Source organism: Pseudoalteromonas sp. H103 (genome assembly GCF_001469205.1).
Taxonomy (GTDB): domain Bacteria; phylum Pseudomonadota; class Gammaproteobacteria; order Enterobacterales; family Alteromonadaceae; genus Pseudoalteromonas; species Pseudoalteromonas carrageenovora.
In genome coordinates this window covers 335,872-353,725 of record NZ_LOFG01000015.1, presented here as the reverse complement: position 1 = coordinate 353,725, position 17,854 = coordinate 335,872, and the positions used below count along the sequence as shown (strand labels likewise).

The following is a 17,854-nucleotide window of genomic DNA, read 5'->3' as shown; positions in this document are numbered from 1 at the left end:
AATCACTAGGCTTTGTGCTTATTTAATATAAAGACCAGAACAGCACCTAGTATTAGTGAGCTTGCTATTACAAATTCAACCGTTAATTGCTCAGACAAAAACAGCACCCCAGCTACAGCTGCAAGTACCGGTACACATAATTGCACCACAGCGGCTTGTGTACTTTTAAGCAGCGGCATAGCTACATACCAAATACTATAACCAACACCTGATGCTATCGCACCTGACGCACATGCTAGTAAAACTCCTTCAATGCTCACCGTTTTTATATAGCTCATACCCACTAGCAATAAAATAGGCACAGCTACTAAACTTCTAATAAAATTAAACCCAGTAGTACGAAGCGGCGATACACATACTTTACCGCGTATGCTGTAAATACCCCACGCTACGCCACTTAATGCCATAAGGGATGCGCCTAAAACTGAAGGCACAGCGGCTGATGGCAGCATTAAATACACAAAACCACCCAACGCCACAATAAATGCTGCCCATTGCAATGCACTTAATTGCTCTTTTTGATAAATTCCCCAGCCAATCATCGTTAACTGCACCGCTGAGAATAAAATAAGTGCACCTGTGCCAGTATCAAGTTCTACGTACGCAATTGAAAAGCTCAGCGCATAAACTAATAGGCTAATACTGCTTCGCCAGCTCCCTCTATCGTTTAAAATTTCACGGTTAAATGCACCTTTACGTTTTAAGTTGTAACTATAAACCCCCATTATAATCCCTAGGCAGGCAGCACCACTTAAAAGGCGAATTATTGTAAAGTTCCACGGGTCTATGTAACCTTGCGCGAGCGCCATACGGCAAAACAAAGAATTTGCGGCAAACGCAATTAAAGCAATAAGTGTATATAAAGTGGCTTTCAAAAAAATTCCTTAAAAACAAAAATAATAGCCTTATAAAAGCAATCGATTAATTTTATACATTAAACTCAGCAGGCTGATTCATTTAAACAGGATTAGCCTTGTGGTGCAAAGAGTGTATGTGCTTTTACAAAATTAGGTTACACATTTAAAACCTTGATACAAAACCGATAACCCTAGTAAGCAATACTAGGTATAACGTTATATTTTAATAAAATCTGTTTTATAGTAATTGTGCGACTCAACAAGAACAACTATCGACTCAAAAATTGATTTATGATTTTCTTGAAGCAATATATTGAATATAAAAATTCACGTATTGTTCACCAACGTTACTCTACGATTTCTTACAATGTTTCGTACATATAACTAAAAAAAACATGTTAATGTGTGAAAGTAAATTTAGAGGAGTGCTCAGTGCGCCGCAGTATAATTTTAAGCTTTTGTTGCATTTTAAGTGGTTGTAGCACAATGGGTTTTAACGACCTATTTAACGACTACGCCACTCAAATGACACCTGTAAGACATGCGCTCGAAAATAATAATCTCGAAGAAGCACAGTCGCTCATTGCTAAAAATAGCGCTATGCACAGCAGCTACTTACTTAACCAATTAGAACAAGCTCGTTTAAACGATTTAGCAAACGCACCATCAGATGCTCAAACCAAGTTTGAAAATGTGTATACGCAAATGCAAAATAAGCGAGAAGCTGCAAAAGTTCAGTTAAGTGCAGGGCTTGAGCAAAGTAATGCATTATTTACTAACGACTCAGCCATTACATATGTACCGCCCGCTTACGAAATGAGCATGTTACATAGTTTTAAAGCATTAAATTATGTTTATAAAAATGATATTGAAGGCGCACTTGTAGAAGTGCGTCGCGCTAACAAAGTTCAAGTAGATGCTTTAGCAGATAACCAAACAGACATAGACTCAACAGTAAAACAAGCACAGCAACACTACCCAAGTATGAGTAACGTTACACGAGACGTTGAAAATGGCTTTCAAAATGCGTATACGTTTTACTTATCGGCTTTGCTTTACCAAAGCGCTAAACAATATGACGATGCTTATATAGATTACAAAAAAGCACTAGCTATACAACCAGATAACATTTATTTACAGCGTGATGTAATGCGCCTTGCTAAAAAACAAGGGTTTGATCAAGACTTAGCTGAATTTAAAAAGCGCTATAGCGATGCATCAAGCATATCTGCAAATCAAGGCGAGGTAGTTGTGCTATTTGAACAAGGCTTAGTGCCTAAACAAGATGAATTTAAATTACGCCTACCAATATATACATCCGGTGGCGATGCACGTTTTTATAGCCTTGCAATGCCAGTATATAAAGATAACGCCTACGTGCGTGGTGTAAATAATATCAACATAGACTCACAAAGTTTAGAGCTAAGCCCATTAGTACATATAGAAGCACTTGCAGCAAAAACATTAGAAGAACAAATACCTGCAAAAGTAGCGCGTCAAGTACTGCGCCTAGTCGCTAAAGAAAAAGTCAGAGCAGAGCTTGCCCGCAGCGCTGGTGATGTAGGAAATATACTGGCCAATATTTATAATTTAGCGTCTGAGCAAGCCGATACTCGCAGCTGGCTTACGCTTCCTAATCAAATAAGTGTAGCTCGCAGTAGCGTCAACGCAGGCGAGCACTTAGTTAATATAGGCAATCACCCGCCTATAAATTTTACCGTTAGTAAGCAAAGGTTAACGTTAATTTACCTAACCTCTATTAATAACTACTTCAACTACCATGTAGTTCAACTCTAGGAGTCATCATGAAATACATAGTGCCACTACTTGCAGTCTTAATGCTAAGTGCATGTGCAACCCAACCTGTTACATCAGGAATATCAGTTGAACAAAGCAAAAACAGTTTTAATGAGCAGTTGCGTGTTGATAACCCAGATTTAGGTAATAAGCTGGCGATTACTGATGTAAAAACGCGTCAAACTAACCAGTTAACCGACGTGGTAGTCACACTTTCTAGCCAATATAAAAAGTCACAATATTTACAGTACCAATTTAATTGGTTTGATAAAGACGGTTTTATAATTAAAGGCAATCACTCGCCTTGGCAAGCACTTACCCTATTTGGTTTTGCAAAAACTCAATTACCGGGCTTAGCACCAAGCTCTGATGCGGTTACGTTTTCTTTAGCTGTTAGAGAAGTGTCTACCGAATCACAAGAATTTAAAGATTAGAGGAAACAACAATGATCAACACAAAATTTAAAACAGTATCTACTTATGCTTTAGTAGGTTTAAGCGCGTTAGTATTAAGCGGCTGTGCAAATAAAGCAGTTGTAAGTTACGGCGATGCACAAGCTGTAGAAACAACCGATATTAACTTTGGCTCTACCGATTTACAAAAAGTTGCCAGCCAAATGACCGACTCATTATTAAGTTCGCCGGTTGTTGGCACAATGACCGCTAACAAGCGCCCTGTTGTATTTGTAGAGCGTATTAAAAACAAAACCAGCGAGCACATTGATACAGAATCAATCACAGATTCAATCTCTACGCAAATGCTTCGCAGTGGTAAGTTTCGTTTTGTAGATATGACACGTGTTGAGTCAGTGCGTGAACAACTTAATTTTCAAAACGAAGACGCCCTTGTTAACCCAGCAACAGCCGTTGCCTTTGGTAAGCAAATTGGAGCGCAATACATGTTATACGGAAACTTATCGAGCATAGTTAAATCAAATGCAGACAAATCAGACGTATATTACAAATTTACAATGCGCTTAATGGATATGGAAAGCGGCCTTGTAGAATGGGCTGACGAAACTGAAATTCGTAAAACTAAAGAAAAATCGACATTTGGTTGGTAGTTACTAAGCCTTTACGGGCTAATAAGCCCGTACTTGCTACCAATAGGAGGTTATTATGAAAGCTATAACATTAGTAATGTGTGCTCTAATTACTATGAGCGCGCCAACTTTTGCCCAATATGAGCGAAATAAAGCTGTACCTGTTCAACAGGTTTTATTTGGTGATGTAAAATCGGTGCGTAATATTACCGAACAAGAACTCATACAAGATAAAAACAACGGTTGGAAAACCTTCGGCGGCGCTTTACTAGGTGGCGTAATAGGTAATCAGTTTGGTGGCGGAAGTGGGCGCACAGTGGCAACTATTTTAGGCTCAGTTATTGGCGGAAGTGTTGCACACAATAAGCAACAGCAAAGCCATTATCAGCAAAGTAATTTTGTTGAACTGTTAATACAAGTCGAAAATGGCGACCAGTTTATGGTAGTTCAAGATCAAGACCAGTCAATGCGTTTTAGCAGAGGCGACAATGTACGATTAGTCTATTTAAGTGATAACACCGTACGTGTAGATAAAGCGTACTAGTCTAAATATTTATAAATAAAAAACGAGCCCAATTTGGCTCGTTTTTTTATGCATTATAGTAATTACACTTGTCGATAATCTCTAAAAAAACGCTTCATTTTAATCATTGCATCCGACAAGTCATCTTTGCTTGGTAAAAACACTAATCTAAAGTGATCAGGTTCAGGCCAATTAAATGCCCTACCGTGAACAAGTAATATTTTTTCGGCTTTTAGCAGATCGTACATCATTTTTTCGTCGTCTTTAACGTTAAAATGCTCTGTATCTACTTTAGCAAATGCATACAATGCACCTTTGGGTTTTTTACAGCTAATACCTTCAATTGCATTTAAACCGCGCCAAGCAATATCTCTTTGCTCGTATAAACGCCCGCCCGGGTCTATTAAGCTATCAATTGATTGCACACCGCCCAACGCTTGCTGAATTGCGTATTGCGCAGGTACATTGGCACATAAACGCATAGATGAAAGTATTTCTAAGCCTTTTCGTAAATCATCCATAACCGAAGTACGTCCGCTTAAAACCATCCAGCCCATTCTTAGCCCGGCAGCACGATATGTTTTAGCTAAGCCATTAAAAGTAATAATTGGCACATCATCGCAAAGTGATCCAATAGAGGTATGCGTTATACCATCGTATAAAATTTTCTCGTAAATCTCATCACTTAACAGTAACAGTTTGTGCTCACGTGCAATATCTATCAGCTGCATGAGTAAATCGTCGCTGTACACTGCACCTGTCGGGTTATTAGGGTTAATTAGTACTAGAGCTTTAGTTTTAGATGTAATTTTACTTTTTATGTCAGCTATATCCGGAAACCAATCTTGCTCTTCATCACACAGGTAATGCACTGGGTTACCACCAGATAACGTCACCGATGCAGTCCAAAGAGGATAGTCAGGTGCTGGAATAAGCACTTCGTCGCCATTATTTAATAGCGCTTGGGTGATCATTTGAATAAGCTCACTTACGCCATTACCAATGTAAATATTATCTACATCTAAGTTATGTAAACCACGTTGTTGGTAATGCTGATAAATAGCCACACGGGCTGAATAGAGGCCTTTAGAGTCACAGTAACCTTGGGCTGAATATAAGTTGCGGATAATATCGCGGTGCATATCTTCTGGCATATCAAAGCCAAAGGCGGCCGGATTGCCTATATTTAGTTTTAATACTTTTTGACCTTCGTCTTCCATTTTTTTAGCTTGCGCTAAAACCGGCCCACGAATGTCATAACATACACCTTCTAATTTGTGACTCTTTTTAATTTCAGACATTATTACCTCTTTAGGGCGTATTGGCTTTATAGATTAAATTTGTTCAACCTAGGGGCGATTTAATCGCGACGTGAGGTGTGTAACCTAGTGGGCTCGCTAACGGCTCCTGCGTTACCCTACAGGCTTACATCTATGTAAGAATAGGTAAAAGTGAGTAACAAAGAAAAAATAGCCCCAAGGAAAACCCCTCTGGGCAATGCATGTTTGGAATTTATGTGTTGTTATCGCCTATTTATGTAGAAAAACCACACAGCATAGGCTCTGCCTAACCTAAAAACCAGACACTCGTTGCCAATTCAATCCAAGAAGATCAGCACGCCCTAGTGAGTATTTAGACTAACCTAGTAAAGGCGTAAAATGCTAGTCAATTTAGGTGCTTAATACTGAAATAAATTCACGTTTAAGCTGCATATTTTAACGAGACGCTAACCACTCATTTAATTTAACTTGAGAGCCTTTAACTTGCTCCATCAGATTATTTGAGGCATCGGTTGCTTGCGCTAAATCGTCAACAGTTAAGCTTTGCTCAATAATACGAGAAACTTCAGCAAGGCTTGATGCGCCAAACTGCGCAGCGTTAGACTTTAAACTGTGAGAGTGGCGAATAGCCGCTTCTTTATCTTGGCCAATAGTAGCCATAACGTCTGTACCTAAACGTTCAAATTCTGCACAGCAAAAATCAAGCGTATCCGGAAATTGTTCACCTAATAACGATTCCATACTTTCTAATGCAGATTCATCAATACTAATTTGTGTCATATTTTAAGCCCTTAAAAACAATCCGTGTTAAATCTATGTCAATACTATTACTCTATATTGATGCGTAAAAAAAACCAACTTAATTACCTTATAAATGTATAATTATGAGGATCATACTGGCAAAAAAGTTTATTAAATGGCACGCACACTTTGTAATAATTGTAATTTTTCACTTTCTACTTGTATTTGTAGTGCAGTTAAAGATGTAAATAACCACGTAAACGTTATTATTCTACAACACCCCAGTGAAGAAAAAATAGCAAAAAATACCGCTAAATTACTTAATTTAAGCCTAAGTGGTTGCCAAATAATCAAAGGTGAAAATAATAACGACTTTGATATATTAAAAAGTCTGCCTTTAGAAACAACGGTTTTACTTTACCCTAATGAGCAGGCTATAAACTTAGATGATAAAGCTCAAAGCGCTGAGTTAAACAAAATCACTCATTTAATCGTGATAGATGGCACATGGAAAAAAGCCTACAAAATATTACAACTCACTACGTTATTAAATCAGTTTAAAACAATCAGCTTTAAGCAATTACCTAAAAGCCGCTACGCTATTCGAAAAGCCCCTAGAGCCGATAGCCTTTCAACACTTGAAGCCGTTGCTCATAGTTTGTTTTTAATAGAGCAGTTAAACCCTGCTCCACTTTATAATTTATTAGATGAATTAATACAAAAACAAACCCAACAAATGCCTGAGCACGTAAAAGCACGTTACTTAGCTTAAATACGGCGGCAAAACTTTAATGCGTAATTACCCCAATAGATTAAAGCGAGGCTTTACTCGCCAAGGCCCAGACTATCGCTTTGACGACCAAGTTGATTTTAGCGATATAAGAAACACGTTTGGATTTAGATCTATGGTGGTAGGTAAATGGGTAACCAAAGAAGAGCGTTTTATTAGTGCTAATTTAATTTACGATGCCCTAGCGGACCTTGCACAAATACTCCATTTACCGCCTAAAGCGATAGGCCTTCGCGGTAAACTTAATTTTGCCTTTGGGCATGGCGGTCAAAAAGGCGTACAAGCGCATTATAACGCAGCTTCACAAACCCTTGCTTTAGCTAAAAATGCGGGCGGTGGCGCATTGGCTCACGAATGGTTTCATGCATTTGATCATCATATAAGCGAGCACTTATTTGCAGCAAAACCTCGCTTTGGTTTTGCATCAAAATTATGGCTTTCAAATACGCCTAATTTATCGCACCCACTTAATAATGAGCTTAACGATTTTTACAAAAACGTATTTTTAGATTTTGATGGGGAAGATGCAAATGAATTTGTGCAAACTTGCATAAAACACGACCAAGCGCATAACATGAATTACATGAGTATGCCTGAGGAATTAGCAGCGCGCTGCTTTGAAGCCTGCATAGATGCCCACAGCACTATTCAAAATAGCTTTTTGGTCAGTGGCTTAAAAAGCAGTAATTTAATATACCCAAATGCTCAGCATATTAATAAAGCAAATAAAGCGCTTAACCGTTATTTTGAATTACTGGGTTATGCGCTTCATAAAATAGACGAGTAATGTCTATATTAGGCGGTTATTTATCGTCACTAATACGACTTGCTACCGCACTACTTTGATCTTTATATTTTGCATCTTTGCGAATATTGTATGGGTTTTCGCACGGGCCTGAGAGCATTTCAAAACTCATAGCACCAATTTTCATCAGTGGGCGCAGCGCTAGTGGCAACTTACCTGAATTGTAAAACTCTAAAACAATATTACCACTCCAGCCTGGGTCGATTCTGTGTGCAGTTACATGCACCATTAAACCAAGTCGGGCAAGCGACGAACGCCCGTCTAACCAGCCTACTATATCAGCAGGTAATGTTACTTTTTCATATGTAATAGCCAGAGCAAGCTCGCCAGGGTGCAAAAAGAAAGCTTCGCCATCGGCAAGCTCAATCTCTTCACTCATTATTGATTCCATAGCTTTATTTAACTGATCTTTAGGGCCGCTTAAATCCACGAATGCTGCATTATGTGCATTAAAGGTTCTAAACTTATTCCCTAAGCGTAAGTCTGCTGTAACACCCGAAATCATTTCGCTCGTTGGCGCAGGCTCAATAACAATACGGCCATCGTTTAAGTATTCTTTAATATGTGTGTCTGAAAGTCTCATTTTTATTAATCTTCTGTAATCACAATTTCAATCGCATTGTGATGCTGTTGATAGTAAAGCGTGCTGGCCATTAGCCTCGCTGCTGCGCTGTATGTTTTACTTATTGCGGCGCTGTTATCACTTGCAATAAGTTTGCCCTGCTCAGAGTATTCTCGAATATCTATCGCAAGTGGAATATGGCTTAATATTGGAACGCCATGTTTGTGGGCGAGCTTTTCTGCGCCGTCTTTGCCAAATACATGGTTTGCTTCACCACAGTGAGTACAAATGTAATGGCTCATATTTTCAATTAAACCAAGCACAGGTACGTTTACTTTATTAAACATGGCGATGCCTTTTTGCGCATCGGCCAGAGCTAAATCTTGTGGAGTAGTAACTATAACGGTGCCACTTGCGGGTACTTTTTGGCTCATAGTCAGTTGTATATCACCGGTACCTGGCGGCATATCTACAATTAGATAATCAAGCTCGCCCCAATCGGTTTCGTTTAATAATTGATTTAGCGCGCCCGATGCCATTGGCCCTCGCCATACTGTTGCGTCATCACCTGGCACTAAAAAACCAATTGACTGGGCTTTAATACCGTTGGCATCAAATGGCTGTAGTAGTTTGTTATCTTTGGTTTGTGGCTCTGCGCCCACGAGTCCTAAAAGCATAGGAATAGATGGCCCATAAATATCAGCGTCTAAAATCCCTACTTTTGCACCTTCATTTTTAAGCGCACCCGCTAAATTTACCGCGGTGGTAGATTTACCCACACCACCTTTACCCGAGGCAATAAGCACAATGTGTTTAATGGCTTTAAATTTGGCAGGCTCTTTAATGTTAACCACAGATTCAATGACCACAGGCACGCTTAAGCTTTCACTTACATGCTGCTGAACATGTGGCATTTCTGATTGCGCTGCAAATGGCAGTGTCAATTGAATTAGTATTGATTTATCGTCGTTTTGAGAAATAGAATCAATGAAGCTCTCATCAATTCCTACGGCAAAAGCCGCACTACGATACGCCGCTAAGGCAGTAATAATCGGTTGTTTTTGCACCGATTTAGAAGAGAATAGTTTCGACAGTCCAAACATAGCAATTAAATAGCGTTTCTTTGATGAAAAGTGCCACGGAATTATGTAACATTCAGGGCATTAACACCAGTCAATTAACAAAAATCCATAAGCTGTGCGCACTCTTGCCCTCTAGCTTGTAGATAAATTACTGATAATCTCCATTTTCACTATTAAAATGATGAGTTATCCTCAATTCGGAATGATTATGACGCAGCGAAAGATCCTGATTACCAGCGCATTACCTTATGCTAATGGCCCTACTCACTTAGGCCATTTATTGGAATACATTCAAACTGATATTTGGTCACGTTTTCAAAAGCTACAAGGCCACGAAGCATATTATGTTTGTGCCGACGATGCTCACGGCACGCCAATTATGCTAAATGCGCAAAAGCAAGGGATCACGCCTGAAGAAATGGTTAAAAATGTAAGCATTGAACGCCAACGCGACTTTGCCGACTTCAACATTAAGTTTGATAATTACCACAGCACTCACAGCCAAGAAAACAAAGAATTTAGCGAACTTATTTATAACCGCCTAAACGATGCCGGTCATATTAAAAAGCACACTATTTCGCAATTGTTTGACCCTGAAAAAGGCATATTTTTACCCGATCGCTTCGTAACCGGTACTTGCCCAACATGTAAGTCTGAAAACCAAAATGGCGACAGCTGTGATTCGTGTGGCGCAACTTACAGCCCAACAGAGCTAATTAACCCACGCTCTGTTATGTCTGGTGCTGAGCCTATTTTAAAAGATTCAGAGCATTACTTTTTTGACTTACCAGCATTTGAAGGCATGTTAAAAGAGTGGTTACACTCAGGTACTATTCAACAAGAAATGGCTAACAAGCTAGACGAATGGTTCACTGATGGCCTGCAGCAGTGGGATATTAGCCGTGATGCGCCTTACTTTGGTTTTGAAATTCCAAATGCACCAGGCAAATATTTCTACGTTTGGCTAGATGCACCAATTGGTTACATGGCAAGCTTTAAAAACCTGTGTGACACAAAAGGCATCGACTTTGATGCGTTTTGGGCTGAAGGCTCAGACGCAGAGCTATATCACTTTATTGGTAAAGACATTATTTACTTCCACAGCTTATTTTGGCCAGCAATGCTAGAAGGCGCTAACTTTAGAAAGCCTACAAACGTATTTGCACACGGTTTTGTAACCGTAAATGGCGAAAAAATGTCTAAATCTAAGGGTACGTTTATTAAAGCGCGTACTTATTTAGATAACCTAAACCCAGAGTATCTTCGTTATTACTACGCGGCTAAATTAAACAGCGGTATTATTGACCTTGATTTAAATCTAGAAGACTTTGCACAACGTGTAAATTCAGACCTAGTAGGTAAAGTGGTAAACATAGCGAGCCGTTGTGCAGGATTTATTACTAAAAAGTTTGATGGCAAGCTAAGTAGCATCATTATGCAGCCAGAACTACTTGAAGAGTTTCAAGCAGCTGCACCAAGTATTACTGCCCATTACGAGAACCGCGAATACAGCCGTGCAATTCGTGAAATTATGGCGCTTGCCGATAAGGCAAACCAGTTTATTGATGGTGCTGCTCCTTGGGTGTTAATTAAAGACGAGACAAAACAGCAAGAAGCGCACGAAGTGTGCTCACTTGGCCTTAACTTGTTCCGCGTATTAATTACTTACTTAAAACCTGTATTACCAGAAATGGCTGAAAACGTTGAAGCGTTTTTAAATGATGAATTAGCGTGGGATGGTGTTCAAAATGCACTAGTAAGCCACCCTATTAATAAGTTTAAGCCGTTAATGCAACGCGTAGAAATGGATAAAGTGAATAAAATGGTTGAAGAATCAAAAGAAAGCCTAGAGTCAAAAGTAACGATTGACCCAAATAGCCCACTTGCAAAAGAGCCAATTAGCGATGAAATTGAGTTTGATGACTTTGCAAAAGTAGATTTACGCGTAGCTAAAATTGCAAAAGCAGAGCACGTTGAAGGCGCCGACAAACTACTTAAGCTAACACTTGATTTAGGTGGCGAAACTCGCCAAGTGTTTGCGGGTATTAAATCAGCTTATGCACCAGAGGACATCGAAGGTAAGCTTACAGTAATGGTTGCAAACCTTAAGCCTCGTAAAATGCGCTTTGGTATGTCTGAGGGCATGGTATTAGCCGCAGGTCCTGGCGGTAAAGAAATTTATATTCTAAACCCAGATGACGGCTCAGAGCCTGGTATGCGCGTAATGTAAGCTAACGCTAATAACCCATTTAAAAACCGCTGATACTGTCAGCGGTTTTTTTATAAGCTCCCCTATTTGCTTTATAGGCATTGTTTAAATAATATCAGTGTATTAAAATATTTTTTAGATCACTACCATGACCAGCAACCTTGATACCCAAAGACTAAATACCAGTGCGCTAATCAAGCAATATAAATTACTCGCAATCTTGCGCTTAAAACAACAAAGCGATGTAGCTCCATTAATTGACTGCTTAGTTAATGCAGGCATAAACGCACTCGAAATCACTTCAAACACGCCTGGCTTTGAGCAAGAAATAACAAAAGCACGTACAGCTCATAAAAATGCCCTCATTGGCGCAGGTACAATTCTAAATACAACACTTGCCCAGCAAGCAATTGATGCAGGTGCACAATTTATAGTTACACCAAATACTAATAAAGCAGTGGTAAAACTTGCCCACCAGCATGGTTTACCTGTACTTATGGGCGCATTAACACCTACCGATGTTGCAAATGCGATTGAATATAATGCTGATATTGTTAAAGTATTTCCTGCTGGCAGTATGGGCGTTGGTTACTTCAAAGCGTTAACAGGACCATTTTCAGACGCGCAACTAATGCCTGTTGGTGGCATTACTTTGGATAATATATCCCAATGGTTTGAAGCAGGTGCCTGTGGTGCTGCAGTTAGTAGTGATTTTTGTAAAGTAGTTAATAACGAACAAGAACGCAGCGCACTTAATAGGCTGGTAAAAAGTTATATAAGTAAACTGCCTTAATAGGCAGTTTACTTTATTTATAAGATAGTTAAATGTACGCTCATAAATTTGATTGATCGCTCAAAAAATTAATTATTACTTAATTCAATTTTTTTAATACACGATCTTTTCTTGGTAAATAATAGTTATCGTAATCAAGGGACACTATAACGCGTTCTGCTTTTCCTAATAACTCATTACGCGGAATTAAACCTATGACACGCGAGTCAGCGCTATTGTCGCGGTTATCACCCATTGCTAAATAATAATCATCAGGAATTGTAATTGCATCAAACCCCGATAAACGTGAAGGAATATTTGCCACTCTTATCGAATGCTCTAGCCCGTTTAAATTTTCAATTTTATCAAGCGAGTCTATGTTGCTTCGCTGATCTGCATAATTAAGCTTTTTACCATTAATAATGAGCTCATTGTTTTCAAGCGCGATGGTATCGCCAGGTATGCCTATTACACGCTTAATTAACCGATTATCAGCCGCTTGCGAGTCAAATACAATAATATCGCCTGTTTGTGGGTCTGCTAATTTTAATAGTTTAATATGAGTGAACGGCACACGAATGTCGTAGGCCATTTTATCGGTTAAAATTCTGTCCCCTTCTTGAATAGTCGGCTTCATTGAGCCTGTAGGCACTTCGTACCAATCAGCTACGGCACTTCTAAACACACTCATTAAGGCAATAAATACAATTAAAGAGCGGTTATTTTTCCAAAATTTATAAAGCGGATTCATACACATTCCCTACATTTTATAAGTAGTAGTATGACTAGCTTAATACTGAGCAGTTCAATGAAGAATGTAACAAAAAGTGTGTGCAGGGTTTGAGGCATGATTACCAAGGCTTAAGCCTTGGTAATGAATAACGTTTGAAGCTTATTGCTGGTTTAGCTTGTCTTTCGCTTCTTTTACTTTTTCAAAATCCAAACCAAGTTCGTCAGTTGCTTCTTTAATTAAGTGCGGTTGAGTCATTACCACGGCCATTAACTGCTGTAGTTTTTCAGGCGGAATACCAAGCTCTTGAACAAGCGCCATAGCCATCATTGGGTTTTGGGTAAACGCTTCAAACAATGCTTTTACTTTTTCGTCGCTTACATTGTGCTCTTTAAGTATTGCTAGTATTGGGTTCATTTTTAACCTTGTGTGTTTTGTACGTATTTTATATTTACTAAATTATATTAGCTGAGCCATGCATTAACAACGCCAACGCACGTCTGAGTGTTATATCTCATGGTTATTCTACAAGTAAAACCACTTTACCTGCATTTTCATTACGCTCTAATATAGCGTGCGCCTCGTTTGCATCGCTCCAAGGCAATGTTTTATACACGTTAAAGTCGTATTTTTTAGCGGCAATATCATTATAAAAGCGTGCCACTAGGTCATCGCGCACTTGGCGCTTAAACTCAATACTACGATTTCTAAGCGTTGATGCATGAAAAGAAATACGTTTTTGTAAAAGTGCTGCAAAATCAACTTCTGCAAAGCGCCCATCTAAAAAGGCAAGCATGATTATTTGGCAATCCATAGCAGCAATGGCGGCATTTTTATTCAAATAGCTGCCCGATACAGGGTCGACAATTACATTAGCTGTTAACTCATTTGCTTTCATATATTCTACAAAGTCAGTGGTTTTGTAGTTAATTGCATGATCAGCACCGAGTTCTTTTGCGTGTTGGCATTTATTATCCGTACCAGCGGTAATAACCACAGTAGCACCAGCACTTTTAGCCATTTGAATTGCTGCGCCACCTACGCCACTAGCCCCTGCGTGAATTAACGCTGTTTGGCCTTTTTGTAATTTACCGAGTTCAAACATGGCACCAAAAGCAGTTAAATACACTTCGCTAATGGCTGCACCTTCAACCATGGTTAGCTCATCAGATAATTCCATTAATTGTTTGGCATCAATAGCAACATATTCACTATAAGCACCACCCGCACATAAGCTAAAAATGCGTTTATCTAACCAGCTTTTGTCAACTTCGCTACCAAGCTCAACTACGGTGCCTGCGCACTCTAAACCTAAAATGGGGCTATCCCCTTTTGGAGCCGGATATTTACCTTGGCGCTGCATGCAGTCTGCACGGTTAACACCTATTGCCGCAACTTTAACTAATACTTCATGGCTTTTTAAAACCGGTTTCTCGGTTTCACTAAATGCAAGGTTGCCACCCTCATGAGAAATATATTTCATTGTTACTCCGTATTAAGTTTTGTAATAATTAAGACATGGGGTTAGTTATTTTTATTTAAACCGCCAACTTTGTTTATACGGGTACACATCGGGCAAGTAACCCGCTCTTATTTGCTGTTGACAACCTTGCCAAAATTTAGCTAAAAACAAATTACTGTGCAAATTATTAAAATTGTTAAACGCTGCGTCGTTTGCGCTAAAAAACACCTTAAATTGACTCGGAAATATGTCATTTTCTGCTATATCAAAGTAAGTATTACTGCTTAACTCCTCAAGTGCATTTTGAGCGTTTGGCACGTCTCTAAAGTGACAATCGGTAAGTGGGCATATTTCATCGTAATCATAAAATACAACACGCCCCCAACGGGTTACACCAAAGTTTTTCATCAGCATGTCACCCGGAAATATATTTGCACCGGCAAGGTCTTTAATCGCTTTACCGTAGTCGTCCATAACTTGCTGTAATGCTTTGTTATTACAACTATTGATGTACAAATTAAGTGGCATCATTTTACGCTCTACATACACGTGTTTTAAAATAAGTGCCTTACCCGATATAACCATACTGCTGCCAATTTGCGCTTGCATTTGGTTAAGTAACTCGTCGCTAAAGCGGCTTAAGTCAAACGCTAAATACCTAAATTCGTGCGTATCGACTAAGCGACCTACTCTATCTGCTTGCTTTACAAAACTGTATTTGTCTTTAACTTGCGCTTTTGTGGCTGTTTTTGGCGCGCTAAATTTGTCTTTTATTACTTTATAAACGTAGTCGAGCCCTTCAATAGTAAATACCAGCATAACCATACCAGGGGTGCCAGGCGCTGCTATGTATTTAAAATTAGCAGGGCTATTTTTAGTGGTATCAACCTTGTAACGGTAAAACTCAGTTTTAGCATGCTTAATAAAACCAATCGCATTAAATAATTCAAAACGTTTTTTATGGGGCATAAGCACGCTTAAGTAATCCACATAACGCGCAGGTTGGTCGGTATCAACCATAAAATAGGTACGGGCAAAACCAAACAGCAAACTAAGCTGATCGGCCCCCATCATTACGGCATCAAGCTTTAATCCTTTACTGGTATTTAAAATAGCAATGGCAAAAGGCATGTTATCGCCATTTTTAGCAATGCAGCGCCCTATTAAGTAGCAAGCTTTGTTTCTAAAAAATAGAGAGTTTGCGTATTCTATAAACCCGTTGTTTAAATTTATAAGCTCATACACTTGTTTACATTGCTGCTTTGCACCTGCCATTAACGTTGTTTGTAATGCCTGTAAATCAGCATCTAAATTACTAAAAGACACTCTAAATACTTGGCGGGTAATGAGCGTTTTAACCGCATGGTTAAACCCATCTTTAAATGATATTCGGCTAACTAAATTTTCGTACGAGCGTGGCTCGCTTCTGTACTTTGCTTTTAATACAAACAAATGCACGGTACGAATTTTTTTATCATCCCAAATAGCACCAAAGGTCGAATTAAAAAAGGTATGCGCTATGGGTTTGTTTTCATGATTTTGTAGCATGTCACCATAAATATTTTTCGCCAATTGCCACGTTTGCGGGCAATTAAGCTCGCTGTAGGCGATAACCCGCACCGCATTACTCACATTTTTTACTTCGCGTTCGTACACTTGTAAGCGCTCTCGCATGGCACTTTGTACATCGTGATATTTTTGTTGTTCAAACCGGCTCTGCGCACCCAGTGTTATATTTAAAAACTGCGCAAACATAGCTTCAAAGCCTGCAAACACAGCTCGAGCCAACTTAGTAGCTATAACTTGTTGTATCGCATTATCTGATTGATTAGTTAATATTTTTGGCATGTTTACAACACTTTTATTTTTACCACTTATAGCGGTTATTTTTTATTAATTGTTTACACCTTAGCAAGCAGGCTTTAATTTAGGTAATTAATAAAGCATATAAATAGAATTTATTGGGCGTATTGACCTTTCGAGGTTAATTTTGCAGTCGTGTATTTGGTTTTTAAGCTAGGCAAAGTACATGTAGTGTGGTGACTCCCCATAAATGTACTTTAACGCTGCATAAAGGCCAAATACATACTGCCCATAGGGTTCTTTCTAGGGACGATTAACTCTTTGTTGCTCGATTTTTACTTAGCCCACTAGGTGGCAAATCTCGCGCCGCGATTAAATCGTCCCTAGATTGAACAAATTTCAACCCTGAAAGGCCAACACGCCCATATGAATATAAGAAATGTCGATCTTAACCTTCTCGTTTATTTAAATGTATTAATAGATGAAAAAAGTGTTTCAAAAGCTGCAAATAAACTCGCGCTAACACAACCAGCCATGAGTAACGCACTCAAACGATTACGTGATTTATTTGACGACCCGCTACTTGTGCGTGCCGCAGGCTCTATGACACCAACAGCAAAAGCAATGCATCTCAAACCAGAGGTTGAAGCATTGTTAAAAATGGCAGAGGCGATTACTCAGCCCAGTGAGCAATTTAATCCAGCAACGGCAGAGGTGACTTTTAGAATAATGGCAAACGACTACATTGAATCGACTTTAATTGCCCCTTTTATTACCGAGCAGCTCACTAAAAACCCCGGCGTAAACTTTGATGTACTCAGCCCAAGCGATGTAAATCTACAAGATATGGAAAAAGGCACTATCGATTTAGCTATAAATCGTTTTAACGGCCTACCACGCTCGTTTCATCAAGCCAGTGTATGGCGCGATAATTATTGCTGTTTAACACATCCTAAAAATACCTTTTTACAGCATTCAAGCCTTGATGATTACCTACAAAAAGAACATATTTGGGTAAACCGTGCAGGCTGGGGGCCAGAAGCCGCCGTTACCAATAAGTCTGGCAAGCAAAAACTAGGTTGGGTAGATGAAGCACTTTGGCAGCTAGAACAAACGCGTAAAATACGGGTGTTTACACGCCACTACATGATTGCAAGTTTGCTATGCCAATCAGAGCAACTTATTGCTACTTTACCGCGCAGACAGGCTAAATTATTAACAACCCACACCAACTTAGTGATAAGCCCAGTGCCATTTCAAATAGTCCCTATTGAGGTAAAAATGATCTGGAGCCCACTACTTCATCATGCACCCGCTCATCAGTGGCTACGCCGTGAGTTGCTTGAGTTTGCTAAAACGGTAGAAGATAGGTAATTTATTAACGCCTCATTAGGCACAA

The 17,854-nt window shown here is 39.2% G+C and carries 18 protein-coding genes; 9 read left to right on the top strand and 9 right to left on the bottom strand.

What is annotated here, in order from left to right:
- Positions 1-5: 5 nt before the first annotated feature.
- The gene (locus ATS74_RS11425) at positions 6-875 is read right to left on the bottom strand and encodes a DMT family transporter (protein WP_058549018.1); all 870 of its coding nucleotides are present in this window, start codon (positions 873-875) and stop codon (positions 6-8) included.
- Between the two features lie 414 nt (positions 876-1,289).
- On the opposite strand from ATS74_RS11425, the gene ATS74_RS11420 reads away from it, so the two are divergent.
- Genes ATS74_RS11420 through ATS74_RS11405 form a run of 4 tightly spaced genes read left to right on the top strand, consistent with a single transcriptional unit; the run spans position 1,290 to position 4,240 of the window.
- Positions 1,290-2,654: a COG3014 family protein gene (locus tag ATS74_RS11420; RefSeq protein ID WP_058549017.1), complete on the top strand. Its 1,365-nt coding sequence runs from the start codon at positions 1,290-1,292 to the stop codon at positions 2,652-2,654.
- An 8-nt stretch (positions 2,655-2,662) separates the two neighbouring features.
- On the top strand, positions 2,663-3,088 hold the full coding sequence (locus ATS74_RS11415; protein WP_058549016.1) for a YcfL family protein: 426 nt from the start codon (positions 2,663-2,665) through the stop codon (positions 3,086-3,088).
- 11 nt (positions 3,089-3,099) lie between these two features.
- The gene (lpoB, locus tag ATS74_RS11410; protein ID WP_058549015.1) at positions 3,100-3,717 is read left to right on the top strand and encodes a penicillin-binding protein activator LpoB; all 618 of its coding nucleotides are present in this window, start codon (positions 3,100-3,102) and stop codon (positions 3,715-3,717) included.
- A gap of 55 nt (positions 3,718-3,772) precedes the next feature.
- Positions 3,773-4,240: a glycine zipper 2TM domain-containing protein gene (locus tag ATS74_RS11405; protein ID WP_058549014.1), complete on the top strand. Its 468-nt coding sequence runs from the start codon at positions 3,773-3,775 to the stop codon at positions 4,238-4,240.
- Between the two features lie 62 nt (positions 4,241-4,302).
- Here ATS74_RS11405 and ATS74_RS11400 read toward each other — a convergent pair whose 3' ends face one another.
- Positions 4,303-5,520 (bottom strand): pyridoxal phosphate-dependent aminotransferase, encoded by a 1,218-nt coding sequence (locus ATS74_RS11400; protein WP_058549013.1) that lies wholly within the window; start codon positions 5,518-5,520, stop codon positions 4,303-4,305.
- A 414-nt stretch (positions 5,521-5,934) separates the two neighbouring features.
- Positions 5,935-6,279, bottom strand: coding sequence for an Hpt domain-containing protein (locus tag ATS74_RS11395; RefSeq protein WP_058549012.1), 345 nt, complete (start codon positions 6,277-6,279; stop codon positions 5,935-5,937).
- Positions 6,280-6,415: 136 nt separating this feature from the next.
- Here ATS74_RS11395 and ATS74_RS11390 point away from each other — a divergent pair, with 136 nt between their 5' ends.
- On the top strand, positions 6,416-7,012 hold the full coding sequence (locus ATS74_RS11390) for a tRNA-uridine aminocarboxypropyltransferase (RefSeq protein WP_058549011.1): 597 nt from the start codon (positions 6,416-6,418) through the stop codon (positions 7,010-7,012).
- Between the two features lie 19 nt (positions 7,013-7,031).
- Positions 7,032-7,817: a CLCA_X family protein gene (locus ATS74_RS11385; RefSeq protein WP_058549010.1), complete on the top strand. Its 786-nt coding sequence runs from the start codon at positions 7,032-7,034 to the stop codon at positions 7,815-7,817.
- A 16-nt stretch (positions 7,818-7,833) separates the two neighbouring features.
- Here the strand turns inward: ATS74_RS11385 and dcd are convergent, their stop codons facing one another.
- Positions 7,834-8,418 carry a dCTP deaminase gene (gene dcd / locus ATS74_RS11380; protein WP_058549009.1) on the bottom strand — a complete coding sequence of 195 codons (585 nt, stop codon included), beginning with the start codon at positions 8,416-8,418 and terminating at the stop codon, positions 7,834-7,836.
- 5 nt (positions 8,419-8,423) lie between these two features.
- Positions 8,424-9,500: an iron-sulfur cluster carrier protein ApbC gene (gene apbC / locus ATS74_RS11375; RefSeq protein ID WP_058549008.1), complete on the bottom strand. Its 1,077-nt coding sequence runs from the start codon at positions 9,498-9,500 to the stop codon at positions 8,424-8,426.
- A 187-nt stretch (positions 9,501-9,687) separates the two neighbouring features.
- Here apbC and metG point away from each other — a divergent pair, with 187 nt between their 5' ends.
- Together metG and ATS74_RS11365 are read left to right on the top strand one after the other, a co-directional pair.
- The gene (gene metG, locus ATS74_RS11370) at positions 9,688-11,709 is read left to right on the top strand and encodes a methionine--tRNA ligase (RefSeq protein ID WP_058549007.1); all 2,022 of its coding nucleotides are present in this window, start codon (positions 9,688-9,690) and stop codon (positions 11,707-11,709) included.
- Positions 11,710-11,836: 127 nt separating this feature from the next.
- On the top strand, positions 11,837-12,481 hold the full coding sequence (locus tag ATS74_RS11365) for a bifunctional 4-hydroxy-2-oxoglutarate aldolase/2-dehydro-3-deoxy-phosphogluconate aldolase (protein WP_058549006.1): 645 nt from the start codon (positions 11,837-11,839) through the stop codon (positions 12,479-12,481).
- Positions 12,482-12,560: 79 nt separating this feature from the next.
- Here the strand turns inward: ATS74_RS11365 and lepB are convergent, their stop codons facing one another.
- The 4 genes from lepB to aceK form a co-directional block, all read right to left on the bottom strand.
- Positions 12,561-13,211 (bottom strand): signal peptidase I, encoded by a 651-nt coding sequence (gene lepB, locus ATS74_RS11360; protein WP_058549005.1) that lies wholly within the window; start codon positions 13,209-13,211, stop codon positions 12,561-12,563.
- A 141-nt stretch (positions 13,212-13,352) separates the two neighbouring features.
- A complete protein-coding gene (locus ATS74_RS11355) occupies positions 13,353-13,607 on the bottom strand; it encodes a DUF2999 family protein (protein WP_004586776.1) in 255 nt (84 codons plus the stop codon).
- Between the two features lie 103 nt (positions 13,608-13,710).
- A complete protein-coding gene (locus ATS74_RS11350; RefSeq protein WP_058549004.1) occupies positions 13,711-14,673 on the bottom strand; it encodes a zinc-binding dehydrogenase in 963 nt (320 codons plus the stop codon).
- 51 nt (positions 14,674-14,724) lie between these two features.
- On the bottom strand, positions 14,725-16,500 hold the full coding sequence (gene aceK / locus ATS74_RS11345) for a bifunctional isocitrate dehydrogenase kinase/phosphatase (RefSeq protein WP_058549003.1): 1,776 nt from the start codon (positions 16,498-16,500) through the stop codon (positions 14,725-14,727).
- Between the two features lie 381 nt (positions 16,501-16,881).
- On the opposite strand from aceK, the gene ATS74_RS11340 reads away from it, so the two are divergent.
- Positions 16,882-17,829, top strand: coding sequence for a LysR family transcriptional regulator (locus ATS74_RS11340; protein WP_058549002.1), 948 nt, complete (start codon positions 16,882-16,884; stop codon positions 17,827-17,829).
- The last annotated feature ends 25 nt before the right edge of the window (positions 17,830-17,854 follow it).